At 64.5% G+C, this 23,806-nt stretch carries 26 protein-coding genes and 1 tRNA gene; 21 read left to right on the forward strand and 6 right to left on the reverse strand.

What is annotated here, in order from left to right; genetic code table 11:
• Nucleotides 1–142: 142 nt before the first annotated feature.
• The 5 genes from BMI87_RS07805 to BMI87_RS07825 all read left to right on the forward strand — a co-directional run bounded on the left by BMI87_RS07805 (nt 143) and on the right by BMI87_RS07825 (nt 3,869).
• Nucleotides 143–715, forward strand: coding sequence for a shikimate kinase (locus tag BMI87_RS07805; RefSeq protein WP_078520627.1), 573 nt, complete (start codon nt 143–145; stop codon nt 713–715).
• Nucleotides 708–1,814: a 3-dehydroquinate synthase gene (gene aroB / locus BMI87_RS07810; protein ID WP_078520628.1), complete on the forward strand. Its 1,107-nt coding sequence runs from the start codon at nt 708–710 to the stop codon at nt 1,812–1,814. Before BMI87_RS07805 ends, aroB begins: the two co-directional genes overlap by 8 nt.
• Nucleotides 1,815–1,865: 51 nt before the next feature.
• Nucleotides 1,866–1,942: transfer RNA gene (locus BMI87_RS07815), tRNA-Arg, on the forward strand.
• An 87-nt stretch (nt 1,943–2,029) separates the two neighbouring features.
• On the forward strand, nt 2,030–3,028 hold the full coding sequence (gene dusA, locus BMI87_RS07820) for a tRNA dihydrouridine(20/20a) synthase DusA (RefSeq protein WP_078520629.1): 999 nt from the start codon (nt 2,030–2,032) through the stop codon (nt 3,026–3,028).
• 25 nt (nt 3,029–3,053) lie between these two features.
• Nucleotides 3,054–3,869 (forward strand): sulfite exporter TauE/SafE family protein, encoded by an 816-nt coding sequence (locus BMI87_RS07825; protein ID WP_078520630.1) that lies wholly within the window; start codon nt 3,054–3,056, stop codon nt 3,867–3,869.
• Between the two features lie 107 nt (nt 3,870–3,976).
• Here BMI87_RS07825 and mazG read toward each other — a convergent pair whose 3' ends face one another.
• On the reverse strand, nt 3,977–4,819 hold the full coding sequence (mazG, locus tag BMI87_RS07830; RefSeq protein ID WP_078520631.1) for a nucleoside triphosphate pyrophosphohydrolase: 843 nt from the start codon (nt 4,817–4,819) through the stop codon (nt 3,977–3,979).
• A 63-nt stretch (nt 4,820–4,882) separates the two neighbouring features.
• Between mazG and BMI87_RS07835 the strand changes: the two genes are divergently transcribed.
• From BMI87_RS07835 to BMI87_RS07880, 10 genes are all read left to right on the forward strand, one after another.
• Complete coding sequence (locus BMI87_RS07835) at nt 4,883–6,046, forward strand: M20 aminoacylase family protein (protein WP_078520632.1); 1,164 nt, start codon at nt 4,883–4,885, stop codon at nt 6,044–6,046.
• Nucleotides 6,047–6,302: 256 nt separating this feature from the next.
• Nucleotides 6,303–6,641, forward strand: coding sequence for a preprotein translocase subunit YajC (gene yajC, locus BMI87_RS07840; protein ID WP_078520633.1), 339 nt, complete (start codon nt 6,303–6,305; stop codon nt 6,639–6,641).
• Nucleotides 6,642–6,662: 21 nt separating this feature from the next.
• Nucleotides 6,663–8,333: a protein translocase subunit SecD gene (gene secD, locus BMI87_RS07845; protein WP_078520634.1), complete on the forward strand. Its 1,671-nt coding sequence runs from the start codon at nt 6,663–6,665 to the stop codon at nt 8,331–8,333.
• A gap of 13 nt (nt 8,334–8,346) precedes the next feature.
• Entirely contained in the window at nt 8,347–9,333 is a 987-nt protein-coding gene (gene secF / locus BMI87_RS07850; protein ID WP_078520635.1) for a protein translocase subunit SecF, read from the forward strand.
• Nucleotides 9,317–9,697: an Mth938-like domain-containing protein gene (locus tag BMI87_RS07855; RefSeq protein WP_078520636.1), complete on the forward strand. Its 381-nt coding sequence runs from the start codon at nt 9,317–9,319 to the stop codon at nt 9,695–9,697. The genes secF and BMI87_RS07855 overlap by 17 nt, the downstream gene beginning before the upstream one ends.
• Nucleotides 9,694–10,326 carry a heme ABC exporter ATP-binding protein CcmA gene (gene ccmA, locus BMI87_RS07860; RefSeq protein ID WP_078520637.1) on the forward strand — a complete coding sequence of 211 codons (633 nt, stop codon included), beginning with the start codon at nt 9,694–9,696 and terminating at the stop codon, nt 10,324–10,326. Before BMI87_RS07855 ends, ccmA begins: the two co-directional genes overlap by 4 nt.
• Before the next feature lie 163 nt (nt 10,327–10,489).
• Complete coding sequence (gene ccmB / locus BMI87_RS07865) at nt 10,490–11,146, forward strand: heme exporter protein CcmB (RefSeq protein WP_078520638.1); 657 nt, start codon at nt 10,490–10,492, stop codon at nt 11,144–11,146.
• 80 nt (nt 11,147–11,226) lie between these two features.
• On the forward strand, nt 11,227–11,955 hold the full coding sequence (locus BMI87_RS07870; protein WP_078520639.1) for a heme ABC transporter permease: 729 nt from the start codon (nt 11,227–11,229) through the stop codon (nt 11,953–11,955).
• Nucleotides 11,952–12,170 (forward strand): heme exporter protein CcmD, encoded by a 219-nt coding sequence (gene ccmD / locus BMI87_RS07875; RefSeq protein WP_078520640.1) that lies wholly within the window; start codon nt 11,952–11,954, stop codon nt 12,168–12,170. Before BMI87_RS07870 ends, ccmD begins: the two co-directional genes overlap by 4 nt.
• Complete coding sequence (locus BMI87_RS07880) at nt 12,163–12,699, forward strand: DsbE family thiol:disulfide interchange protein (RefSeq protein ID WP_143594747.1); 537 nt, start codon at nt 12,163–12,165, stop codon at nt 12,697–12,699. The genes ccmD and BMI87_RS07880 overlap by 8 nt, the downstream gene beginning before the upstream one ends.
• An 88-nt stretch (nt 12,700–12,787) precedes the next feature.
• Here BMI87_RS07880 and ssb read toward each other — a convergent pair whose 3' ends face one another.
• The gene (gene ssb, locus BMI87_RS07885) at nt 12,788–13,303 is read right to left on the reverse strand and encodes a single-stranded DNA-binding protein (protein WP_078520642.1); all 516 of its coding nucleotides are present in this window, start codon (nt 13,301–13,303) and stop codon (nt 12,788–12,790) included.
• Between the two features lie 275 nt (nt 13,304–13,578).
• Between ssb and BMI87_RS07890 the strand changes: the two genes are divergently transcribed.
• From BMI87_RS07890 to BMI87_RS07905, 4 genes are all read left to right on the forward strand, one after another.
• Nucleotides 13,579–13,842 (forward strand): PepSY domain-containing protein, encoded by a 264-nt coding sequence (locus BMI87_RS07890; protein ID WP_158522159.1) that lies wholly within the window; start codon nt 13,579–13,581, stop codon nt 13,840–13,842.
• 85 nt (nt 13,843–13,927) lie between these two features.
• Nucleotides 13,928–14,527 (forward strand): cytochrome b/b6 domain-containing protein, encoded by a 600-nt coding sequence (locus tag BMI87_RS07895; RefSeq protein WP_078520644.1) that lies wholly within the window; start codon nt 13,928–13,930, stop codon nt 14,525–14,527.
• A gap of 6 nt (nt 14,528–14,533) precedes the next feature.
• Nucleotides 14,534–15,073 carry a helix-turn-helix transcriptional regulator gene (locus BMI87_RS07900; protein ID WP_078520645.1) on the forward strand — a complete coding sequence of 180 codons (540 nt, stop codon included), beginning with the start codon at nt 14,534–14,536 and terminating at the stop codon, nt 15,071–15,073.
• 116 nt (nt 15,074–15,189) lie between these two features.
• Entirely contained in the window at nt 15,190–15,813 is a 624-nt protein-coding gene (locus BMI87_RS07905; RefSeq protein ID WP_078520646.1) for a lytic transglycosylase domain-containing protein, read from the forward strand.
• A gap of 95 nt (nt 15,814–15,908) precedes the next feature.
• On the opposite strand, the gene BMI87_RS07910 is transcribed toward BMI87_RS07905, so the two are convergent.
• Nucleotides 15,909–16,466 (reverse strand): YSC84-related protein, encoded by a 558-nt coding sequence (locus tag BMI87_RS07910; RefSeq protein WP_078520647.1) that lies wholly within the window; start codon nt 16,464–16,466, stop codon nt 15,909–15,911.
• 141 nt (nt 16,467–16,607) lie between these two features.
• Nucleotides 16,608–17,609, reverse strand: coding sequence for a porphobilinogen synthase (gene hemB, locus BMI87_RS07915; protein ID WP_078520648.1), 1,002 nt, complete (start codon nt 17,607–17,609; stop codon nt 16,608–16,610).
• 156 nt (nt 17,610–17,765) lie between these two features.
• Between hemB and BMI87_RS07920 the strand changes: the two genes are divergently transcribed.
• Complete coding sequence (locus BMI87_RS07920; RefSeq protein ID WP_078520649.1) at nt 17,766–18,299, forward strand: hypothetical protein; 534 nt, start codon at nt 17,766–17,768, stop codon at nt 18,297–18,299.
• Nucleotides 18,300–18,348: 49 nt separating this feature from the next.
• On the forward strand, nt 18,349–21,792 hold the full coding sequence (mfd, locus tag BMI87_RS07925; RefSeq protein ID WP_078520650.1) for a transcription-repair coupling factor: 3,444 nt from the start codon (nt 18,349–18,351) through the stop codon (nt 21,790–21,792).
• Here the strand turns inward: mfd and BMI87_RS07930 are convergent.
• Together BMI87_RS07930 and BMI87_RS07935 are read right to left on the reverse strand one after the other, a co-directional pair.
• Entirely contained in the window at nt 21,764–22,540 is a 777-nt protein-coding gene (locus BMI87_RS07930) for a class I SAM-dependent methyltransferase (RefSeq protein ID WP_246832667.1), read from the reverse strand. The two genes, mfd and BMI87_RS07930, sit on opposite strands and share 29 nt — an antisense overlap.
• Complete coding sequence (locus BMI87_RS07935) at nt 22,507–23,727, reverse strand: multidrug effflux MFS transporter (protein ID WP_168175175.1); 1,221 nt, start codon at nt 23,725–23,727, stop codon at nt 22,507–22,509. Before BMI87_RS07935 ends, BMI87_RS07930 begins: the two co-directional genes overlap by 34 nt.
• Nucleotides 23,728–23,806: the final 79 nt, after the last annotated feature.

The raw sequence follows: 23,806 nt of genomic DNA on the forward strand, positions 1-23,806 counted from the left end.
TATGGCATTTCAGGGAAGTTCACGCCATTCAAGGGGTCCTGCGTCACGATTGTGCAAGGCTCCGCCGATGGCAAGCCTTGTCCGTCCCGCCGGGATTGACAGGGCAGGAAAACCGCAGGCGACGCGAGGCAGGGGGCGCTAGGTGGAAGGCGAAACCGGGATCGAGGGGCATCTGACGCGCTCCGTCGTGCTCGTCGGCATGATGGGCTCGGGCAAGACGGCAGTCGGCACCGCCCTGTCCAAGATGCTCGATTCGGCATTCCTCGACAGCGACCATGAAATCGAACGTGCCGCCCAGATGACCGTGGCCGAGATTTTCGCCCGCGACGGCGAGCCGTTCTTCCGCGCCCGCGAATCGGAAGTGCTGGAGCGGCTGCTGATGGGCCCGCCCGGCGTGATCTCGACCGGTGGCGGGGCCTTCCTGTCCGAGAAGAACCGCGAGCTGATCAACCGGCTCGGCGTCTCGGTCTGGCTGAAAGCGGATCTGGAGATCCTGTGGAACCGGGTGCGCCACAAGAACACGCGGCCCTTGCTGCGCACGGCCGACCCGAAACGAACGCTGAGCGATCTGCTGGCCGCGCGCATTCCGCATTATCAAAAGGCCCAGATCGTGGTCGAGGCCGAGCCGGGCCTCTCGGTGCAGGGCATGGCGCGCAAGGTGGTGGCGCATTTGCGCGAAGTGGATGGATTGATCGAAGAGGTGAAAGATGCGTGAGATCGTGCCGGTCGAGCTGGGCGAGCGTTCCTACGAGGTGCGCATCGGCACCGGTCTGCTGGAAAATGCCGGAACCGAGATCGCGCCCTTGCTGCGCCGTCCGCGCGTGGCGGTCGTCGCCGATCAGACAGTGGCCGATCTGCATCTCGCGACCCTGCGCCGCGGCCTTGGCGATATCGAGATGGTCTCGCTGACCCTGCCGCCGGGCGAGGGCACGAAAAGCTGGCCGCAGTTTACCCGCACCGTCGAATGGCTGCTCGAGCAGAAGGTCGAGCGCAAGGATATCGTCATCGCTTTGGGCGGCGGCGTGATCGGCGATCTGGTGGGGTTTGCGGCCGCCGTGCTGCGCCGGGGCGTGCGTTTCGTGCAGATCCCGACCTCGCTTCTCGCGCAGGTCGACAGCTCCGTGGGCGGCAAGACCGGGATCAACGCGCCGCAGGGCAAGAACCTGATCGGCGCCTTCCATCAGCCGTCGTTGGTGCTGGCCGATCTCGACGTGCTGGGAACGCTCGAGCCGCGCGACTTCCTCGCGGGCTATGGCGAAGTGGTGAAATACGGGCTTCTGGGCGATGCGAAATTCTTCGACTGGCTCGAGGCCAACGCGCCTGCGATGGCGGCGGGCGATATGGAAAAGCGCCTGCATGCGGTGAAACGCTCGGTCGAGATGAAGGCCGAGATCGTGGCCCGCGACGAGACGGAGGAGGGCGATCGCGCGCTTCTGAACCTCGGTCACACCTTCTGCCACGCGCTGGAGGCCGCGACCGGTTATTCCGACCGGCTTCTGCATGGCGAGGGCGTGGCGATCGGCTGCGCGATGGCGTTCGAGCTGAGCCAGCGCCTCGGCCTGTGTTCGCAAGAAGCCCCGAGCCGCGTGCGCGCGCATCTGCGCGACATGGGAATGAAGACCGATCTCGCTGATATCGAGGGCGATCTGCCGGGCCGCGACGCGCTGATCGACCTGATGGCGCAGGACAAGAAAGTGCTCGACGGCAAGCTGCGCTTCATCCTCGCGCGCGGCATCGGGGAGGCTTTCGTGACCTCGGATGTGCCACGCGATGTGCTGGCAGGCGTGCTCGACGACGCGCTCGCCGCCCGGTAAGCCGATTTCCCAGTTGCGAGCCGCGCGCTCCTTCTTTATACGCCGCTTCAGGCACCCATAGCTCAGCTGGATAGAGCGCTGCCCTCCGAAGGCAGAGGCCGAAGGTTCGAATCCTTCTGGGTGCGCCACTTCCCCCAGTTTCCGGAATTTCAGCGCCTTGGGGGCGGCACAGACGCTATCGAGACGGCCCCGAGACAGACCCGATGAGAGATGCGATGACGACAGATGACGCCCTGATCCGCGCAGCGAAGCTCTCGGTCGCGCCGATGATGGACTGGACCGACCGCCATTGCCGCTACTTCCACCGTCAGATCAGCCGCAACGCGTTGCTTTATACCGAGATGGTAACCGCGCCCGCGGTGATTCATGGCGATCGCGACCGCTTGCTGGGGTTCGATGAGGCAGAGCACCCGGTGGCGCTGCAACTCGGTGGCTCGGACGCCAAGGAACTGGCCGAGGCAGCAAAAGTCGGCGCGGATTTCGGCTATGACGAGATTAACCTAAACTGCGGCTGCCCCTCGGATCGCGTGCAATCCGGGGCGTTCGGCGCGGTTTTGATGAAGTCGCCCGATCTTGTTGCGGAGTGCTGTGCCGCGATGATCGATGCGCAACCGATTGAAGTCACGGTGAAATGCCGCATCGGTGTCGACGATCAGGACCCGCAAGAGGTGCTGCCCGAGTTCATCGAGAAGGTCGCTGCCGCAGGCGTGACCCGCATCACGATCCATGCCCGCAAGGCTTGGCTGCAAGGCCTCTCGCCCAAGGATAACCGCGAAATCCCGCCGCTCGATTACCCACTCGTCCACGCGATGAAGGCGGCCTATCCGCAGCTCCATCTGTCGATCAATGGCGGTATCAAAGATCTCGCCGCAGCCGAGGCGGAACTCGCGCAAGGGCTCGACGGGGTGATGGTGGGCCGCGCAGCTTATCATCAGCCGATGGAAGTGCTTGGCGCCGCCGATCAGCGGATCTGGGGGCAGGGCGAGGCCCGCGATCCCTTCGACGTGGCGCAGGCGATGATCCCCTATATCGCGCGTCATATCGAGCGCGGCGGCAGGCTGCACCAGATCACCCGCCACATGCTCGGCCTGTTCCACGGCAAGCCCGGCGCGCGCCGCTTCCGGCAGATCCTGTCGGAAGGCGCGACCCGCGACGGCGCCGGGGTTGAACTTTTCGAGAGTGCGTTGTCAGCCGTACGTGAACGGGTTAACTGAGCGGAACCCAAGGAGATTTCCCGACATGCCCGATTTCGCTACGCTCGCGCCGCTCGTCTTGATCCTGATGGCAGTGGGGGCGTTCGCAGGCGTTCTGGCGGGGCTTCTGGGGGTCGGCGGCGGGATCGTCCTCGTGCCCGCCTTCTTCTATCTTTTCAGCGGCTTGGGCTACGGTTCAAACGATCTGATGCAGGTCTGCGTTGCGACCTCGCTGGCTACGATCATCGTCACTTCGATCCGCTCGGTCATGGCCCATAACCGCAAGGGCGCGGTCGACTGGAACATCCTCAAGCAATGGATCGCCCCCATCGCCATCGGTGCGATCATCGGGGTGCTGGTCGTCCATCAACTGCGCTCCTCGACCATGCAGATCATCTTCGCGGTGATGGTGCTGGTGATCGCCTGCTACATGATGTTCGGTAAATCGAGCTGGCGGATTTCGGACGGGCTGCCGGGCGGGATCTTCCGCGCATGGTTCGGCCCGCTGATGGGGTTCCTCTCGGTCCTGCTGGGTATCGGTGGCGGCTCGATCGGCACGCCGATGCAGACGCTTCACGGTATCCCGATCCACCGCGCGGTCGCGACCTCGGCAGGCTTCGGCGTGACCATCGCGCTGCCCTCGGCGATCGGCTTCCTGCTGACGCCAGTGGCCGACGCCCCGCCTTACTCGATCGGCGCGGTCAATATCCCCGCCTTCCTAATTGTCATCGCGATGACCACGATCACCGCCCCGCTGGGCGCGGCACTGGCCCACAAGCTCGACCCGAAGAAACTCAAGCGCGTCTTCGCGGGCTTCCTGATGCTGGTCGCACTCAACATGCTCCGCAAAGCGTTTCTCTGAACTTCCTCTTGGCGAAAATATCCCGGGGGGCGCGGTAGCGCGGGGGCAGCGCCCCCTCAACCTCTGAGTTTTGCGCGCAGCCGCGCGCGGGGGCAGCGCCCCCTCCGTCACTTGATCTTGCGCGCCTTCGCCTCGTTCCAAAGCACATCCATCTCGGCCAGATCGCTATCCTTCGGCGCCTTGCCGCGCGCCTCAAGTTCGCGCTCGATATGATTGAACCGATTGGTGAATTTCAGATTGGCTGCGCGCAGGGACGCTTCGGGGTCCAATCCCAGATGCCGCCCGAGATTGACCATCACAAACAGCAGGTCGCCATATTCCTCGGCCAGCTCCTCCGGTCCCAATTCGTCGCGCGCCTCTTCCAGCTCGCGCGCTTCCTCGACGATCTTGTCGAGCACCTCATCGGTCGAGGGCCAGTCGAACCCCACCCGCGCCGCACGGTTCTGCAGCTTGATCGCACGGGTCAGCGCGGGCAGGCCCAGAGCCACCCCGTCCAACACACCGATACGCTCGGATTTACCGGCAGCCTTGCGCTCGGCCGCCTTGATCGCTTCCCAATCGGCGGTCTGCTGTTCCGCGGATTTCTCGCGGCTCTCGTCGCCGAAGACATGCGGATGGCGCGCCACCATCTTCGCGTTGATCGCACGCAGCACGTCGGAGATATCGAAGCGCCCGTCCTCGGACGCCATCTGCGCGTGATAGACCACCTGCAGCGCCAGATCGCCCAGCTCTCCGGGCAATTCCGACCACGCCTCGCGCGCGATCGCATCGGCCACCTCATGCGCTTCCTCGATCGTGTAGGGCGCGATGGAAGCGAAATCCTGCTGCAGATCCCACGGGCAACCGCTCTCTGGATCACGCAGGCATTCCATGATCGCGGTCAGCCGAGTGAACTGATGGGCCGCATCGCCCGTATCGTCGAAGATGAGTGCGTCGTCGGGTTTGGCCATTGCAGCTTGCCTCCTGCCATGCGAATGCCTCTGGCCTAACCAGCCCGCAAGGGGAAGTCCACTATGCCCGTTCTCAACCGTATCGCCGATCTCGGCCCGCAAATGACCGAATGGCGGCACTGGCTGCATCGCCATCCCGAACTGCGTTTCGATCTGCACCAGACCTCGGAGTTTGTCGCAGCAAGGCTGCGCGAAATCGGGGTGGATGAGATCCATGAAGGGATCGCGCAGACCGGCATCGTGGCGCTGATCAAGGGGCAGGGCGAAGGCCCCACCATCGGCCTACGCGCCGATATGGATGCGCTGCCGATCACGGAAGAGACCCATGCGGATTACGCCTCCGAGACGCCCGGCAAGATGCATGCCTGCGGCCATGACGGGCATACGGCGATGCTTCTGGGGGCTGCGGCCTATCTGGCCGAGACCCGGAAATTCGCGGGCACCGTGGCGCTGATCTTCCAACCCGCCGAGGAAGACGGTGGCGGCGCCGAGGTGATGGTCGAGGACGGCGTGATGGAGCGCTTCGCCATCTCGCGCGTCTTCGCGATCCACAATGCGCCGGGGCTCCCGTTCGGGCATTTCTACACCACGCCTGGCCCCTATCTCGCCTCGGTCGACGAGGCGCGCGTGACGGTGACGGGGCGCGGCGGCCATGCGGCGACCCCGCAGGGCTGCATCGATCCGATCCCGGCGCTCTCGGCGATGGTGACCTCGCTGCAAACGGTCGTGTCGCGCAATGTCGGCGCGGGCGATGCGCTCGTCGTCTCGGTCACGCAGATCCATGCGGGTACCGCGCTCAACATCATCCCCGAAAGCGGCTTCCTCACCGCGACGATTCGCTGCTTCGAGCCGGAAGTACGTGATCTGGCGGAAAAACGGCTGCGCGAGATTTGCGAAGGGATCGCCGCGGCGCATGGCGTCAGCGTCGAGATCGAATACGAACGTGGTTACCCGCCCACCGTGAACGACCCCGACGAGACAGGCTTCGCCGCCGAAGTCGCAAGCGAAATCGCAGGCCCCGAGCGCGTCGTGACCGACGCTCCGCGCGAAATGGGGGCTGAGGATTTCGCCTATATGCTGGCGGCCCGGCCCGGCGCCTATCTCTTCATGGGCACCGGCGAGGGCGCGGGGCTCCACCATCCGCGCTTCGATTTCAACGACGAAGCCGCCCCGGTGGGCGCATCCTACCTCGCCCGACTGGCCGAGCGTGCCTTGCCCTTGGGCTGAGACCTCTCCCTTCTTCTCGATCGAAATATCCCGGGGACGCTCCGCAGGAGCGGGGGCAGAGCCCCTTTTTCCTTGCCGATCACAGCCCTCTGGCGATAGGGGGCCTGCGCCCCGTTTCCTTTCGCCCCGTCACCGCGACGTGAGGACGCGTTCACAGGGGCCGCTTCGCCTTGCCAAGCCTCAGGGCCACGGCTAGGGTGCGCGCCGACAACCGGGGCTTGCTGCCCCCAAGGCCCATGACAAAGGACCATAGATCATGTTCGTGACCCCCGCTTTCGCGCAGGCCGCCGGTGGCGCCAGTAACCCCGCCGCTGCGTTCGGCCAGTTCCTTCCCCTGATCCTGATCTTCGTGATCATGTATTTCCTGCTGATCCGTCCGCAGCAGAAAAAAGCCAAGGAGCACAAGGCGATGCTCGAGGCGCTGCGCCGCGGTGATCAGGTCGTGACCCAGGGCGGCATTCTCGGCAAAGTCACCCATATCAAGGAAGACGGCGAGGTCGAGGTCGAGATTGCGCAGGGCGTCAAAGTCCGCGTGGTGAAATCGACCATCGTGCAGGTTGTTTCGCGCACCGAACCCGCCAAGACCTCTGAATAAGCCATAAAAGGCCCGTCCCCCATGTTGCACATCTCGCTGTGGAAGCGCGTGCTGATCCTGATCATCATTTTGATCGGGGTCGTCTTTGCCGCGCCGAACATCTTTTACAACCGGGTGGAGGGGCATAACGATGCCGTTGCCGCCGCCGCGAAGGGCGAGTCTCTGACGCCCGAGCAGCAGGCCGCGCAGGCTGGCTGGCCCGATTGGCTGCCCTCCGACATCGTCAATCTCGGCCTTGATCTGCGCGGTGGCGCGCAGCTTCTGGCCGAGGTCAATGTCGGTGAGGTCTACAAGGCGCGGGTCGATGCGCTCTGGCCCGAGTTCCGCAAGGCGCTCGCCGCCGAACGCGGCACGCTCGGCTCGATCCGTCGCCTGAATGCCGACCCGGGCGTTCTGCGGATCCAGATCGGCAATACCGACCAGATCGCGGAAGCCCAGAAGATCGCCGAGACGCTGAACAACCCGGTCTCGTCGCTGACCGGTGTGGGGCAGAAAACCCTCGCGATCACGACCCAAGGCAACCAGCTGATCATCCAGCTCTCGGATGCCGAGAAGGCCGCGACCGACGACCGCACGATGCAGCAATCGCTGGAGATCGTGCGCCGCCGGATCGACGCCGCGGGCACCCGTGAACCCACGATCGTGCGCGAAGGCTCCGACCGCATCCTGATCCAGGTGCCGGGCGCAAGCTCCGCACAAGAGATCAAGCAGCTGATCGGCACCACGGCGAAACTGACCTTCAACTCGGTGATCGGCACCAGCTCGAATCCGAACGAGGCGGTGGGCTCGGATCAGGAAATCCTGCCCTCGGCCGACCAGAAGGGGCTCTATTACATCCTCGACAGCCTTCCGGTCGTGACCGGCGAGGACCTGACCGATGCGCGCCCCGATACCGATCAGAACGGCTATCCGGCGGTGGCCTTCCGCTTCAACGCGAGCGCGGCCCGCACCTTCGGCGACTACACGCAGAACAATATCGGCAAGCCCTTCGCCATCGTGCTCGACAACAAGGTGATCTCGGCGCCCACGATCCAATCGCATATCGCAGGCGGCTCGGGCATCATCACCGGCCGGTTCACTGTGAAAGAGGCGACCGACCTGGCGCTGCTGCTGCGCGCCGGTGCGCTGCCCGCCTCGATGACCTTCCTCGAAGAACGGACCATCGGCCCGGAGCTGGGCGCGGATTCGATCGCGGCCGGCAAGATGGCCGCAGCCGTCGGCGCAGTGCTCGTGGTGGTCTTCATGATCGCGTCCTACGGCACCTTCGGCGTCTTCGCCTCGCTGGCGCTGGCGATCAACATCGCGCTGATCTTCGCGATCCTCTCGGTGATCGGCGGCACGCTGACGCTGCCTGGTATCGCAGGGATCGTGCTGACGATGGGTACGGCGGTCGACGCCAACGTGCTCGTGTTCGAGCGTATCCGCGAGGAGCTTCGCAATCAGCAAAAGGCGAAAGCCGCCCGCGCGATCGAGCTCGGCTATGAGCGTGCGATGTCCGCCATCGTCGACGCCAACGTGACCACCTTCCTCACGGCGGTGATCCTCTTCGTGCTGGGCGCAGGCCCGGTGCGGGGCTTCGCCGTCACCTTCCTGATCGGGATCATCACCTCGGTCTTCACCGCGATCTGGGTGACGCGGCTGTTCGTGAGCATCTGGTTCGCGCGCCGCCGTCCCCGCGAACTCGTACTGTAAGGGAGATCAAGACATGGCATTCCGTCTGAAACTGGTCCCCGAGAAGACCAACTTCGACTTCTTCAAACATCAGGTCGCGACCTTCGGCTTCTCCGTCTTCATGGTGCTGGCCTCGATCGTGCTGGTGCTCGTGATGGGGCTGAACCTCGGCATCGACTTCCGGGGCGGCACCACGATCCGGACCGAGGCCGATCAGACCGAGCCGGTCGATATCGGGGCTTACCGCTCGGCCATCGCGCCGCTCGATCTGGGCGACGTGCTGATCACGCAGGTCTATGACCCGAACTTCCGCGCCGATCAGAAGGTCGTCACGATCCGCATTCAGGCGCAGGACGGTCAGGAGGCGATCAGCCCCGATACCCAGGCCAAGGTGCTGGAATCGCTCAAATCGGTGAACAAGGACATCAAGATCGTCGCGACAGAGTCGATCGGGCCGAAGGTCTCGGGCGAGCTGATCTGGACCGCGATCTGGTCCGTTCTGGCCGCCGTGGCCGCGATCCTCGTCTATATTTGGCTACGGTTCGAGTGGCAGTTCTCGGTGGGCGCGGTTGCCGCGCTGATCCATGACGTGACCGTCACGGTCGGGATCTTCGCGCTGTTCCAGATCAAGTTCGACCTGTCGATCATCGCGGCGCTGCTGACGATCCTCGGCTATTCGATCAACGATACCGTCGTCGTCTTCGACCGTCTTCGCGAGAACCTCGTGAAATACAAGAAGATGCCGCTGCGCGACGTGATGAACCTCTCGGTCAACGAGACGCTGTCGCGTACCGTGATGACCTCCGGCACCACGCTGCTGGCGCTGATCTCGCTGCTGGTTCTGGGCGGCGACGTGATCCGCAACTTCGTCTTCGCGATGACCTGGGGCGTGATCGTGGGCACCTATTCCTCGGTCTATGTCGCAAAGAACATCGTCCTGTTCATCGGGCTCGACCGCAACAAGGAGAAGAAGGACCCCTCGGAGAAGTTCTTCGACAAAACGGATGTCGCTACTGACTGAAGCCAATTTCGGGGCCTCGCTGCCGATCGACGGCTACGGGCCGGGTTTCTTCCGCGTGGCTGGTGAAGTCACGCGAGGCTCGATCTGGGTCGCGGGCCAGGAGATGGGCAGCTGGGGCGGACTGGACGACCGCGCTGCGCTGCGTGCGCTGGCAGACAAGCTCGACGTGTTGTTCATCGGCACCGGCGAAGAGATCGCCCATCTGCCGAAGGACCTCGTGGCCGAGCTGGAGGCCGAGGGGCTGATGTGCGAAGGCATGGCCACGCCTTCGGCGGCCCGCACCTACAACGTGCTGCTGTCAGAAGGCCGCCGGGTCGGCTGCGCGCTGATCGCGATGCCGGAAAACCCCGAGACGCCTGAATGAGCATGTTGTCAGTCGAAGGGCTCGCGGTGTCGCGCGGTGGTCTCCCGGTTCTCGAAGACCTGAGCTTTTCGCTCGACGCAGGCCATGCGCTGGTGCTGCGCGGCCCCAACGGGGTCGGCAAGACGACGCTTCTGCGCACCTTGGCCGGGCTGCAACCGGCGCTGGCCGGGACGGTGTCGATGCCGCCCGAAAGCATGGCCTATGCCGCCCATTCCGACGGTCTGAAATCGACGCTGACCGTGCGCGAGAACCTCGGCTTCTGGGCCTCGGTCTATGCGACGAACGATATCGAACCGGCGCTGGAACGCATGAACCTTCAAAGCCTCGAGACGCGGCCCGCCCATAGCCTGTCTGCCGGGCAAAAGCGCCGCCTTGGTCTTGCGCGACTCCTGGTGACCGGTCGCCCGATCTGGGTGCTGGACGAGCCGACCGTCTCGCTCGATACCGCCTCTGTCGCGCTCTTCGCCGAGGCCGTGCGCGGCCATCTGGCGAGCGGCGGGGCCGCGCTGATCGCGACCCATATCGATCTCGGGCTGAACGAGGCCAAGGTTCTCGACCTGACGCCCTTCAAGGCCAAGACGCCGGAAGAGGGCGGGATGCAGGGCGCTTTCGACGAGGCCTTCCTATGATCGCGCGGCGCGCTATCGGCGCGGTCGGGAGCCTCCGGCGGGGATATTTGGACCAAGCCGAAAGCAGCTGCGCGCTGTTTCGGATTGGCGGAAATATCCCGGGGGATGAGCGGCGCAGCCGCGAAGGGGGCAGCGCCCCCTTGGCTGGCAAAGGAGGCCGGGCATGATCGCACTTCTCTTGCGAGACCTGCGCCTTGCGGTGCGTGCAGGCGGCGGCTTCGGTCTCGGGCTGGCTTTCTTCCTGATCGTTGTGACGCTGGTCCCGTTCGGCGTCGGTCCCGAGGGGAAAATCCTCGCGCGGATCGCGCCGGGCATCCTGTGGGTCGGCGCGCTTCTGGCCTGCCTGCTCTCGCTCGACCGGATTTTCGCGCTCGATTACGAGGATGGCTCGCTCGATCTGCTGGTCACCGCGCCGGTGCCGCTCGAAGGGGTCGTCTCGATCAAGGCGCTCGCGCATTGGATCACGACCGGATTGCCGCTCGTGGTCGCTGCGCCCGTGTTCGGGATCTTGCTGCATCTGCCGCAGGGCGCGCATGTCTGGATGGTGATCTCGCTTCTTCTGGGCACGCCGGCGCTGTCGGTTCTGGGAACGTTCGGGGCCGCGCTGACGGTCGGGCTGAAGCGCGGCGGTCTTTTGTTGTCGCTGCTGGTCTTGCCATTCTATGTGCCGACCCTCATCTTCGGTGCGGAGCTCGTGCGCCGTGGCGCCGAGGGGATGAACACTGAGACACCGCTTCTGATGCTGGCCGGGATCACGGCGGCGACGGTCGCGCTGGTGCCCTTCGCCTCGGCCGCCGCGATCCGCGTCAATCTGCGCTAGCGCAACCCGCGCGCGCGCCGTGATAGGAAGAGCCGTGATACACAGAGCCAACCTGGCCAGAAGGTGAGCAGAACAACAAGATGTCGATCTGGGAATACGCCAACCCCGTCAAATTCATGAAGACCACGGACAAGATCCTGCCCTGGACGGTGGGAATTGCCGCGATCACGCTGATCGTCGGGCTGGTCTGGGGCTATTTCTTCGTCCCCGCCGCCGAGAATTTCGGCGGCTCGGTGAAGGTGATCTATGTCCATGTCCCCGCCGCGATGATGGCGATCAACATCTGGGTGATGATGGTCGTGACCTCGCTGATCTGGCTGATCCGCCGCCACCATGTCTCGGCGCTGGCCGCCAAGGCTGCAGCGCCCATCGGCGCGGTGATGACGCTGATCGCGCTGATCACCGGCGCGGTCTGGGGCCAGCCGATGTGGGGCACCTGGTGGGAATGGGATCCGCGTCTGACCTCGTTCCTGATCCTGTTCCTGTTCTACCTCGGCTATATCGCGCTCTGGGCGGCGGTCGAGAACCCCGACACGGCCGCCGATCTGACCGGCGTGCTCAGCCTCGTCGGCGGGGTGTTTGCGGTGCTCTCGCGCTATGCGGCAAATTTCTGGAACCAGGGGCTGCATCAGGGCGCGACGCTCTCGATGGATTCCGAACAGCACATCGCCGATGTCTACTGGTTCCCGCTGCTTCTGTGCATGGCCGGGTTCATATTCTTCTTCCTCGCGCTGGTGCTGATCCGCACCCGCACCGAGGTCCGCGCGCGCCGTCTGGGCGCCATCCAGCAACGTGAGCGCATGGCATGAGTGATACGACCGAGCAAGGCGGCACCGTCACCGAGGGCGGCGTTGTCCTCGTGGACCCGTCCACCAAATCCTACACCGAAACCGTCAACATCGCCTGGGCCTCGACGGTCGTGCTGCTGGTGCTGATCATCGTCGTCTCGTTGATGCGTGGCGCGAAGGTGAAACGTCAACTGGCCGAGGCCGAGGCCCGCCGGAAAGGGGGCGCACATGGTTAAGCCGCTTATGCTGCTGCCGCCGCTGATCTTCGCGGGGCTTGCGGGCGTGTTCATCTGGGGGATGACGCGCGAGGACCCGACGCAGCTGCCGACCGCTTTCGCGGGCAAGCCCGCGCCGCCGGTGCAACTTGAACCGCTGGGTGATTTCAAGCCCTTCACCGATGCCGATCTGAAGGACGGCAAGGTGAAGCTGGTGAACTTCTGGGCCTCGTGGTGCGCGCCGTGCCGGGTGGAGCATCCCAACCTCGAAGCGCTCGCCGAAGAGGGTATCCCGATCTACGGGGTCAATTACAAGGACAAGCCCGTCAAAGCGCAGGGCTTCCTGAGCGAGATGGGCAACCCGTTTGCCGAACTCGGCGCCGATCCGAACGGCAAGATGGCGCTGAACTGGGGCGTTTACGGCGTGCCAGAGACCTTCGTGATCGATGGCACGGGCAAAGTGCTCTATCGCTTCGCCGGTCCGCTGACCGAGCGCGTGATCGCCTCGGATCTGCGCCCGCTCCTGAACGGCGAGACGGCCGAGAAGTAAAGGGCAGGGCGCGAGCGCGCCACTTTCCCCGATCCCGATCGCATCAAAAGTAAAGGCCCCCGAACCGGGGGCCTTTCTTGTTTGAAACTCAGAACGGGATTTCGTCGTCGAAATCCGAGCGGCCACCGCCGCCGCCACCGGAGCCGCCCGAGGACGGGCCGCCATAGCCGCCGCCATCATCGTAGCCGCCGCCACCCGAGGACGGGCCGCCGTAGCCACCGCCACCGCCACCTTGACCGCCGCCCGAGCCGCCAGGACCGTCGAGCATGGTCAGTTCCGAGCGATAGGGGCGCAGCACGACCTCGGTCGAGTAGCGGTCCTGACCGTTCTGGTCCTGCCATTTGCGGGTTTCCAGCTGGCCCTCGATATAGACCTTCGAACCCTTGCGCAGATATTGCTCGGCCACTTTCGCCAGCGGCTCCGAGAAGATCGCGACCGAATGCCATTCGGTGCGCTCCTTGCGCTCGCCGGTATTGCGGTCGCGCCAGTTCTCGGACGTGGCGATGCGCAGGTTGCACACCTTGCCGCCGTTCGAGAAGGTCCGCACCTCCGGGTCTCGGCCCAGATTGCCGATCAGAATGACCTTGTTGACGCTGCCTGCCATATTGCCTCCGCCTCGCGATTCTAGAATTGGTCCCAAAGGGTATAGAGCAGAGCCCCGCGAGAGCCTAGGGGCGAAGGTTCGCTCAACCGTGACGGAAAGCGGCGAAATCCCGCGTGCATCTTTGGTTTGAGAGCGATTTCGGCCCCGGATTTCCAACCTTGTGCCGATAGATGGGGCCGTGGGTTTGCCACAGGTCTGAACGAGCCGGACGGCACACGGGGACGAACCCCACCCGATCCGGTCGAGCAACCCCACATCCCATGAGGAGATACCCCATGAAATACCTGATGCTGATCGCCGCGAGCGCCACGATTGCCGCAGCCTCCACTCTCCCCGCTCTCGCAGAAGGTGGCGAAGGCGCCGTGGCCCCGGCGAAAGAGCAGAAGCTTTCCGCCGAGCTGAAAAATCAGGGCTACGACGTGCGCCGGATGGAAATGGAAGACGGCTATATCGAAGTCTACGCGATGAAGGACGGCAAGCGCGCCCAACTCTACTTCGATTCCAACCTCAAGCAGGTGAAGCGCTCGGGCGACAACTAATCGTCAGCGCCTTTTCGACGGGCCGGTATGATCCGGCCCGTCTTCCTCACGCCAGTCTTTCCAGAAGCAGCAGGAGGGCCCGATCATGGCCATCGAAGACGCGAGCTTTACCGATCTTCCGTCGCAGGAGACGTCTCACGCAGAACCGCCGCCCGTCGGTGCGCATAGCGTATGGGACCCGTTCATCCGGGTGTTCCACTGGTCCATTGCGGGCCTCTTCACCGCGAATGCGTTCTTCACCTCGCCGAAGCACGATCTGCACCACTGGATCGGCTACACGGTCGCAGGGCTCGTGACCGCGCGCATCCTCTGGGGGCTGTTCGGCACCCGCCACGCGCGCTTCAAGGATTTCCCGCCATCGCCCACAGGCGCGCTGACGCAGCTGCGCGATATGGCCACGGGAAGGCGGCACGCGCATCTGGGCCATTCGCCGCTCGGGGCGCTGATGATTTACAACCTTTTGATCACGCTTCTCGTCATCGCGGGATCGGGGTGGTTGATGACCACTGACGCCTATTGGGGCGTGAAATGGCCTCAGGAAGTGCATGAACTCGCCGTCAACTGGGCCGAAGTCTCGATCGCCGCCCATATCGCTGCCGTCGTCTTCGAAAGCCGCCGGTTGCGCGTGAACCTTGCGCGCGCGATGATCACCGGTAAGAAGGTGTTCCGCGGCAACAGAGGGTAAGCGCCGATGGCGGTTTCGCGTGAGCGAGTCTCGATCTGGACGAAAGAGGGCGCATTGGTCGCCCTCATCCTGTTCCAAGCCGCCTGCACATCGCTTTTCGTGGCCGACGTGTTCGACGACTTCCGCGAGGCCGGGCGTCTCTCCCTGCATCTCAACATGGAGCTTTTCGCCAATCTCGGCCTGATCGCGGGGATCGTCGTGGAGGCGGCGGTGCTTTGGGCGCTGTTGCGACGTCAGGCCCGCGCGGACCGCACGATCGGCGCCGCGCAAGGCGCAATGGCCGAGATGATGAGCGCGCAGTTCGACCAATGGGGGCTGACCCCGGCAGAGGCCGATGTCGCGGGGTTCACGATCAAGGGGTTCTCGGTCTCGGAGACCGCCTCCTTTCGCGGCTCGAGCGAGGCCACGGTGAAATCCCACCTCAATTCCGTCTATCGCAAGGCAGGCGTTTCGGGCCGCTCTCAGCTCGTTTCGATCTTCGTGGAGGAGCTGTTTCACGGCCCGATCAAGGCCGATGCGAAAAAGCAACAGGCGCACGCAATCTGACGCAACGGCAGCTTATCGGCGGGACGTTGCCGAGGCGATTGGCGTTTTGCTTTAACTTTTCGCTGATTTCTCTATAGTTTGCCCCAGAATACGTGGACAGTGAGTGGTGGGGGCCGATGCGTAGAACGATCGGAATTCTCGGGCTGGCGGCGATTGCCGCGGCAGCGGTGATGGCGGGCCCAATGAGCGCCCAGGCAGAGGGGCTGCGGCTTCAGGGGAGTTCTTCGAAATCCCGCGCGATGCTGTTCCGAAACCAGACCAACATTCTCGATACCCGCGCCGCGCAGCAATACGAGCATTCCTCGCGGCTGACGCCCAAGGGTAAGCTGACCCAGACCGCCAGTGTCGAGAACGTGCCGCGCTACAACGGCAAGTACCGCGGCCAATATATGAGCACCGCGAAATCGGTGGCCTCGCGCCATGGCATCCCGACCGATCTGTTCCTGCGCCTCGTGCAGCAGGAGAGCGGTTGGAACCCGCAGGCGCGCTCGCACAAGGGCGCGATGGGGCTGGCGCAGTTGATGCCCGCTACCGCACGCAAACTCGGCGTGAACCCGCGCGATCCGGCGCAGAACCTCGAAGGCGGCGCGCGCTACCTGAAGATGATGTATAACCGGTTCGGAAGCTGGCGGCTGGCGCTTGCGGCTTACAATGCGGGACCGGAGGCCGTCGCGAAACATAACGGCATTCCGCCCTATCGCGAGACCCGGAATTATGTGCGGATCATCCTTGGCGGTTGATCCTTAAGGATGCCGGAAAAAAAGCCCCGCAAGATCAGCGATCTGCGGGGCTTTCTTCATGTCTTGGGTGAAGAGAGCCGCCGAAGCGGCTGATCTTACGGAATAATACGGGTGTATTTCGTGCCCGCGAGCGTCGCGCCCGCCATCAGACCGGCCTGGCCGAAGACAAGCGCGATGATCGGCGCGGTCGAGGTCAGGGTGGAGGCCGAAATCGCGCCGCCCTGATCCGGCACCGCATACCGCGCATCCGCGCCGAGCTGCCAGCCATCGCCGCGGCGGAAGCCGGCAAGCGCCTCGGGCGTCATGAAGAACAGGGCATGGGCATATTGCTGCGCGCCGATCTGCAGACCGAAGCTCGCCGCCGCTGCCGAGTAGTAATCCACGGTCACGTTGTTGATCCGCAGCGCGCCGCGCCCGAATGCGCCACCGATGCCGAAACCCGCTTCGGTCATCAGAGGCATCCAGAGCACGCCGACCGACTTGTTCTCGAGATCGCGGGTGCCGGGGTATTTCGTCAGAAGGTAGTTCCGGGTCGCATCGACCCGCGCGTCCAGCTTGGCGCTGCCCGCACTGCCCACGCCGTTGCCGCAGGCCGCAAGGCCAAGCCCCGCACCGCCCATCGCCAGAAGGGTCCGTCTGGAAAGTTTCGTCATGTCTGTCGCTCCGCTCGATATGCCCGATCTCGCGCCGGGCTGAATGGTCTTATTACGACCGCTTGGCACAATTAATAGACGAGGGAACCCGCTTTGTCACTTCTTCTTGAGCCAATTCACGCCGAAGTGGCAAGACCCTGCTCAGCCGTTACCGAGCAGTTTCGCGGCCTCCGGCGCGAAGTAGGTGAGCACGCCGTCGCAGCCCGCGCGGCGGAAGCTCATCAGGCTTTCGAGCATGACCTTCTCGTGGTCGAGCCAGCGGTTATTCACCGCCGCCATGATCATCGCGTATTCACCCGACACCTGATAGGCATAGGTCGGCACGCCGAATTGTTCCTTCACGCGGTGGCAGATGTCGAGATAGGGCATCCCCGGCTTCACCATCACCATATCCGCGCCCTCGGAGAGATCGCGCGCAACCAGCCGGATCGCCTCGTCGGAATTGCCGGGGTTCATCTGATAGGTCTTCTTGTCGCCCTTGAGCGCGCCGGTAGCGCCCACCGCATCGCGGAACGGCCCGTAGAAACCGGAGGCATATTTCGCGGCGTAGCTGAGGATCGTCACATCAGCATGGCCTGCGGCCTCGAGCGCCGAGCGCAGTGCCGTGATCCGCCCGTCCATCATGTCCGAGGGCCCGAGGATATCCGCCCCGGCCTCGGCCTGCGCGATCCCCATTTTGACAAGACATTCAACGGTTTCGTCGTTGAGGATAACCCCGTCGCGCACCAGCCCGTCATGGCCGTTGGCATTGTAGGGATCGAGCGCGATATCGGTCATGATCGCGATCTCCGGCACCTCCGCCTTGATCGCGCGGATCACCCGGTTGGTGATGTTCTCGGGGTTCCAGGCCTCTTCGCAGGCTTCGGTTTTCACAGCCGGATCGGTATAGGGAAAGAGGCAGATCGCCGGGATGCCGAGCTTCGCGGCCTCTTCGGCGGCGCGCACCGCGCCCTCAAGCGTGCGACGCACGACGCCCGGCATCGAGGGCACCTCGACATCCGCACCCGGCACGTCGGTAATGAAGATCGGCCAGATCATGTCCTTCACGCTCAACCGGTGTTCCTGCGCGAGATCGCGCAACGCTGCAGTGCGGCGCATCCGGCGCAGACGGGTATGCGGGAAGGGCGGAAGGATCGGGTTCATCGGCAGGCTCCTCTGGCTCGGCCAAAGGGGTGCCACGGATCGCTGCCACAGGCAAGCGCGGCCGATCCGCGCGGGGTTCCGCTCGGGCCGAGGCTGGTCTATGTCTCGACGAGAGGGGCCGCGACACGACGACCCGGAAGAACGAGGGCGAGGGGCTTGGAAGTTTTCGACACGATCGCGCGGCTGATCGACCTGCGCAGCTTTTCCAACTTGTGGTACTGGATCGCGCTGGCCGCAGTCTGGTCCTCGGCCTCGCATTGGGTGCTGGGCGTGCCGTGGGACATGGTGATCCGCGCGCGCCGGAAGGGCGGCGAGGCGGCCGAGGATCTCGCCGCGATGACGGCGCTGAGCGCCCGCAGGCTGAACCGGATCCGGCGCGATGCGGGCGTCTCGATGTCGATCACCATCCCGTTCATGCTGAGCTTCCTGCTGATCACCGGTTTCATCTATGGCTCGGAGACGGCGCAGGCATTCGCGCTGCTGCTGGTGCCGATGATGGGGGTGTTCGGGCTGAGCCTGCGACTGGCGCACAAACTCGACGCGGACCCAGCTCTGGCGCATGATCCGACGCTTGCGATCAAGGCGCTCTCGCGCCACCGGGTGAACGTGCAGGCGATCGGCGTGGTGGCGATCATCGTGAGCGCACTTTGGGGAATGTATCAGAACCTTCTCGCCTCGATGCTAGTTTGACGCGCGAAGCAACTTGACACCGGCGGCAGGGCCGATACCTCGCTTGGCTATGGAGCATTTTCTTCTCTCGGGCGCCCCGGAAGGGTTCGACGCCGCCTTGCTAGCCAAAGAGCTCGCCAAGGGCAAATCGGTCATCCATGTCGCGCGCGACGATCGCCGTCTGGCGGCCATGCGCGGGGCACTTGCGTTCTTTGCGCCCGAGGCGACGGTACTCGACTTCCCGGCCTGGGATTGTCTGCCCTATGACCGGGTCTCGCCCAATGCCGATATCTCGGCCACGCGCATGGCGACGTTGGCCGCGCTGGCCTCGGGCATGCCCGGGCCGTTCGTTCTGCTGACGACGCTCTCGGCTGCGATGCAGCGCGTGCCCGCGCGCGAGGTGCTGGCGGGTGCGAGCTTCACCGCGCAGGTCGGCAAGCGGATCAACGAGCAGGCGTTGCGCGAATTCCTCGTGCGGATGGGCTTTTCGCAGGCCTCGACCGTCTCCGAGCCCGGCGATTACGCGATCCGCGGCGGCATCATCGACATCTTCCCGCCCGGCGAGGGCGGGCCGGTGCGGCTCGACCTGTTCGGCGATGTGCTCGACGACGCGCGCCGCTTCGATCCGGTGAGCCAGCGCACGACCGAGAAGCTGAAAGGAGTGGAGCTCGCGCCGGTCTCCGAAGTCATTCTCGACGAGGCCGCAATCACCCGCTTTCGGCAGAATTACCGGATCGAGTTCGGCTCGGGCGGTGCGGAAGATCCGCTTTACGAGGCCGTCTCGGCAGGGCGCAAACAGGCGGGGATGGAGCATTGGCTGGGCTTCTTCCATGAAAAGCTCGAGACCATCTTCGACTATCTGCCCAACGCGTCGGTGATGCTCGACGATCAGATCGCCGCGCAGCAGGAAAGCCGCTGGGACGGGATTGCGGATCAGTATGACACGCGGCGCGAGGCGATGACCCGGCGCGACCGGCTGGACTCTGTCTACAAACCCGCCCCGCCGCAGCTTTTGTACTTGAACCCAGAGGGTTGGGAGGCGGTGTTGAAACCGCTTCGCGTGCTGCGTCTGCAGGTGATCCCGGCGCCGCCCGGTCCCGGTATCCTGAATGCCGGCGGGCGCGTGGGGCGCAATTTCGCGCCCGAGCGCAAAGTAGAAAATGTCAGCCTGTTCAGCGCCTTGAAAGATCATGTTCAGGCGCGCTTGGCCGATGGGCCCGTGGTGATCGCCTCGTGGTCCGAGGGCGCGCGCGAACGTCTGCGCGGATTGATGGAAGATGAAGGGCTGATCGGTGCCAAGCTGATCGACTCTGCGCGCGAGATCGGGCCCGGGGTGAACCTCACGGTCTGGCCGCTCGACGAGGGGTTCGAGGCCCCGCGTGACGGCGGCGAGATGACCGTGATCTCCGAGCAAGACGTGCTGGGTGAACGGCTCGTCTCGAAGCCGCGGCGCAAGCGCAAGGCCGAGAATTTCCTGACCGAACACACGACCCTGTCGCCCGGCGATCTGGTCGTCCATGTCGATCACGGGGTCGGGCGCTACAAGGGTCTGGAGACGGTCACGGCGCTTGGCGCGCCGCATGAATGCGTGCTCTTGGAATATGCGGGCGGGGATCGCCTCTATCTGCCGGTCGAGAATATCGAACTGCTTAGCCGTTATGGCCATGAGGAGGGCTTGCTCGACAAGCTCGGCGGAGGCGCATGGCAGGCCAAGAAGGCCAAGCTGAAGGAACGCATCCGCCAGATCGCCGACAAGTTGATGCGGATCGCGGCCGAGCGCCACCTGCGCAACGCCCCCATTCTGGAGGCGCCGCATCACGAGTGGGAAAGTTTCGCCGCGCGCTTCCCCTATACCGAGACCGACGATCAGATGAGCGCGATCGAGGATGTCGTGGACGATCTGAAATCGGGCACGCCGATGGACCGTCTCGTCGTGGGCGATGTGGGCTTCGGCAAAACCGAGGTCGCGATGCGCGCGGCCTTCGTCGCCGCGCAATCTGGCATGCAGGTCGCGGTGATTGCGCCGACGACGCTGCTTGCGCGCCAGCATTACAAGACCTTCGCCGAACGCTTCCGCGGTACCGCGTTGAACGTCAAACCGCTCAGCCGCTTCGTCTCCGCCAAGGAGGCCACAAAAACCCGCGAGGGGCTGCGCGATGGCACGGTCGATATCGTGATCGGCACCCATGCGGTTCTGGCGAAATCGGTGAAATTCGCCAATCTCGGCTTGCTGGTCATCGACGAGGAACAGCATTTCGGCGTGCAGCACAAAGAGCGCCTGAAAGAGATGCGCTCGGAAATCCACGTGCTCACGCTGACCGCGACGCCGATCCCGCGCACGCTGCAACTCTCGCTGACCGGGGTGCGCGATCTGTCGATCATCGGCACGCCGCCCGTCGACCGGCTCGCGATCCGCACCTATGTCTCGGAATTCGACACCGTCACCGTGCGCGAGGCGCTGCTGCGCGAGCATTACCGGGGCGGGCAGAGCTTCTATGTCGTGCCGCGGATTTCCGATCTTCCCGAAATCGAGGAATTTCTGCAAACCCACGTGCCGGAGGTGAAATATCTCGTGGCGCACGGCCAGATGGCCGCGGGCGAGTTGGACGACCGAATGAACGCCTTCTATGACGGCAAATACGACGTGTTGCTGGCGACCACGATTGTCGAAAGCGGCCTCGATATTCCGACCGCGAACACGATGGTGATCCACCGCGCCGATATGTTCGGCCTGAGCCAGCTTTACCAGATCCGGGGCCGTGTGGGCCGCGCCAAGACGCGGGCCTATTGCTACCTGACGACGAAGCCGCGGATGCCGCTGACGCCGCAGGCGCAGAAACGGCTGCGTCTGCTGGGGTCGCTCGACAGTCTCGGGGCGGGGTTCAACCTTGCCTCGCAGGACCTCGACCTGCGCGGCGCGGGCAACCTTCTGGGCGAGGAACAGTCGGGCCATATTCGCGAGGTGGGCTACGAACTGTATCAGTCGATGCTGGAAGAGACGATCTCGAAGCTGAAATCGGGCGAATTGACCGAGACGGCGGATGGCGACTGGTCGCCGCAGATCAATCTCGGCGTGCCGGTGATGATCCCCGACAGCTACATCCCCGATCTCGACGTCCGCCTCGGCCTCTACCGCCGCCTGTCGAGCCTGACCACCAAGGTCGAGCTGGAAGGCTTTGCCGCCGAGCTGATCGATCGCTTTGGCGAGCTTCCGAAAGAGGTGAACACGCTGCTGCTGGTCGTTCGGATCAAGGCGATGTGCAAACGCGCGATGATCGCCAAGCTCGATGCCGGTCCGAAAGGCGCGACGGTCCAGTTCCACAACGACAAATTCCCGAACCCGCAGGGCCTCGTGGAATTCCTGACCGCACAGCGCGAACTGGCCAAGGTGAAGGACAACAAGCTGGTCATTCGCCGCGACTGGAAGAACGACAAGGACAAGATCAAGGGCGCCTTCGCGATTGCCCGCGATCTGGCCGAGAAGGTTATCGAGGCGAAGAAGGCGAAGGCCTGAGCGGCTCTGCGCGGAACATCACCTGTCCGCGCGGCAGCATCCGGTCGTCGCGACTGAGGCTCCAGCCTGAGGCGTCCGCCATCGCGTAGAGCGCGGTCTCCGAGAGGTGATAGGGCGCGCGGGCGGCATGGGTGACGACGCCGTCCTTCTGGCGGTGGCTCGTCGCCTCGTCGGGCGCGAGGAACACCGTGAGCAGCACGCATTCCAGTTGAGGAAAGCGTCGCAACCCGTTGAAGCAGCGTGCAATTGCGTCGCTTTCCAGATGCGGAAAGACGCCGAACGCGATGGCATGGGTGACCGTGTCGGTGACACCAGCGAAGCCGAAATCTGCATCCTCGACCAGTTGCAAAGGATCGAGCCGGTCGCGGGCGTCAAGCTCCGCCGCATAGCCCGCCAGCATCAGCGCGCGCGAGGCATCTGTGCCCCAGTAATGGCCCGGCTCCAGATAGGGCACCGCCTTGCAGCCCAGTCGCAACGCGCCCGCGCCGATATCGAGAAGTACATGATCGGGTCGCAACCCGTGATCCATGAGCGCCGCCATCTGCGCACGGCCCGTCTCGTCCCAGCGCCCGCCCACGATATCGCGGTGGCGGCCCTTGGCGAGCGCCTCATCGTAGAACCCGGGACGGGCATAGGGCGAGGACATCGGGAGCGACTCGGGATCGGGGAAAGATGCGCGGGTATGCGCCCTTTGCCCCCGTGCGTAAAGCCCCGTCAGTCGGTCTCCTGCGTCTTGCGGATCAGCCACCAGGCGAGGCTCGAACAGATTAACGTCGCGACCACCATCGGCAGCGCCGTGCCGTTGAAGGACAGCCCCACGGGGGCTGCGATCACCACCGCGCCGACCGTCGAGATCGCGGCGACGATCGAGGCCGCCATGCCGGCGATATGGCCCATATGCTCCAGCGCCAGCGCGTTCAGGTTCCCAAAGGTCAGGCCCGCCATCGCGAAGACCGAGACCGAATAGACGAAGATGAACGGGAAGCCCGACGCGCCGTCGGTCAGCCCGCTAAGCACCAGCACCAGCATGACCGCCGAGATCGCCACCTGAGAGATATAGGTCCCCTTGACGATCTTGCGCATTCCCAGCCGCATCACGTAGCGCGCATTGAAGATCGTGGCGGTGCCCGCCATCAGCGCGCCAATGGCGAACCACATCGGGAAGGTGTCGGTCACGCCATGCGCCGCATAAAGCTGTTGCGCGGTCGACAGCAGCGCGAACATCTGCCCGAAACCCAGCGTCATCGTTACGATATAGAGCCGCACATCGGAATGGGTGATCACCTCCAGCGCCGCGGCGCGCAGCTTCGACACGTTCAACGGGCGGCGATCCTCGGGGGCGAGCGTTTCGGGTTGCCGGATCAGCAGCCAGCTCACGCCGACGCAGCCGAAGACCATGAAGGCCCAGAACACGCCGCGCCAGCCCGCAAACGCGATCACGAGCTGGCCGATCGACGGCGCCACGGCGGGCACGAGGATGAAGATCATCATGATGAAGGAGGTGATCTTCGCCATTTCGCGCCCGGCAAACAGGTCGCGCACCAGCGCCATCACGGTGATCCGCGGGCCAGAAGCGCCGATCCCCTGCAGCACCCGCGCAGCCAGCAGCGCCTCGAGGCTTTGCGCATGGGCTGCGACGAACGCCCCGACCATGTAGATCGCAATCCCGCCCGCGATGGTCTTGCGCCGCCCCAGCGCATCCGAGATCGGCCCGGCAAACAGCGTGCCCACGCCCATGCCCAGCACGAAGGAGGTCAGCACCAACTGCGCGCGGTTCACCGCATCGGGGCTTAGCTCGGCCGCGATATCCGGCAGCGCCGGCAGCATCCCGTCGATCGAGAAGGCGACCGTCGCGATCAGCGAGGCGAGCATGACCGTCAGTTCGGGCAGCGAAAGAGGCGTGCGCGCCCGGGGCGCGTCAGAGATCTGGGACATTCTGGGGGACTTTCCGAAAGTCGGATTTATTCGAAGCGCGAGCATAGGGAGCTGCGCCGATTTGGCCAGAGGGCCGGGC

This window comes from Thioclava sp. F28-4 (assembly GCF_002020045.1).
Lineage (GTDB): Bacteria > Pseudomonadota > Alphaproteobacteria > Rhodobacterales > Rhodobacteraceae > Thioclava > Thioclava sediminum.

Coding starts and splice junctions, on each gene's coding strand:
- BMI87_RS07905 (WP_078520646.1), top strand. CDS start 15,190: ATGCGTAGAACGATCGGAATTCTCGGGCTGGCGGCGATTGCCGCGGCA.
- BMI87_RS07895 (WP_078520644.1), top strand. CDS start 13,928: ATGGCCATCGAAGACGCGAGCTTTACCGATCTTCCGTCGCAGGAGACG.
- yajC (WP_078520633.1), top strand. CDS start 6,303: ATGTTCGTGACCCCCGCTTTCGCGCAGGCCGCCGGTGGCGCCAGTAAC.
- BMI87_RS07910 (WP_078520647.1), bottom strand. CDS start 16,466: ATGACGAAACTTTCCAGACGGACCCTTCTGGCGATGGGCGGTGCGGGG.
- ssb (WP_078520642.1), bottom strand. CDS start 13,303: ATGGCAGGCAGCGTCAACAAGGTCATTCTGATCGGCAATCTGGGCCGA.
- mazG (WP_078520631.1), bottom strand. CDS start 4,819: ATGGCCAAACCCGACGACGCACTCATCTTCGACGATACGGGCGATGCG.
- hemB (WP_078520648.1), bottom strand. CDS start 17,609: ATGAACCCGATCCTTCCGCCCTTCCCGCATACCCGTCTGCGCCGGATG.
- BMI87_RS07890 (WP_158522159.1), top strand. CDS start 13,579: ATGAAATACCTGATGCTGATCGCCGCGAGCGCCACGATTGCCGCAGCC.
- ccmB (WP_078520638.1), top strand. CDS start 10,490: ATGATCGCACTTCTCTTGCGAGACCTGCGCCTTGCGGTGCGTGCAGGC.
- secF (WP_078520635.1), top strand. CDS start 8,347: ATGGCATTCCGTCTGAAACTGGTCCCCGAGAAGACCAACTTCGACTTC.
- BMI87_RS07855 (WP_078520636.1), top strand. CDS start 9,317: ATGTCGCTACTGACTGAAGCCAATTTCGGGGCCTCGCTGCCGATCGAC.
- BMI87_RS07870 (WP_078520639.1), top strand. CDS start 11,227: ATGTCGATCTGGGAATACGCCAACCCCGTCAAATTCATGAAGACCACG.
- ccmA (WP_078520637.1), top strand. CDS start 9,694: ATGAGCATGTTGTCAGTCGAAGGGCTCGCGGTGTCGCGCGGTGGTCTC.
- ccmD (WP_078520640.1), top strand. CDS start 11,952: ATGAGTGATACGACCGAGCAAGGCGGCACCGTCACCGAGGGCGGCGTT.
- BMI87_RS07825 (WP_078520630.1), top strand. CDS start 3,054: ATGCCCGATTTCGCTACGCTCGCGCCGCTCGTCTTGATCCTGATGGCA.
- aroB (WP_078520628.1), top strand. CDS start 708: ATGCGTGAGATCGTGCCGGTCGAGCTGGGCGAGCGTTCCTACGAGGTG.
- dusA (WP_078520629.1), top strand. CDS start 2,030: ATGACGACAGATGACGCCCTGATCCGCGCAGCGAAGCTCTCGGTCGCG.
- BMI87_RS07835 (WP_078520632.1), top strand. CDS start 4,883: ATGCCCGTTCTCAACCGTATCGCCGATCTCGGCCCGCAAATGACCGAA.
- BMI87_RS07935 (WP_168175175.1), bottom strand. CDS start 23,727: ATGTCCCAGATCTCTGACGCGCCCCGGGCGCGCACGCCTCTTTCGCTG.
- BMI87_RS07900 (WP_078520645.1), top strand. CDS start 14,534: ATGGCGGTTTCGCGTGAGCGAGTCTCGATCTGGACGAAAGAGGGCGCA.
- secD (WP_078520634.1), top strand. CDS start 6,663: ATGTTGCACATCTCGCTGTGGAAGCGCGTGCTGATCCTGATCATCATT.
- mfd (WP_078520650.1), top strand. CDS start 18,349: ATGGAGCATTTTCTTCTCTCGGGCGCCCCGGAAGGGTTCGACGCCGCC.
- BMI87_RS07880 (WP_143594747.1), top strand. CDS start 12,163: ATGGTTAAGCCGCTTATGCTGCTGCCGCCGCTGATCTTCGCGGGGCTT.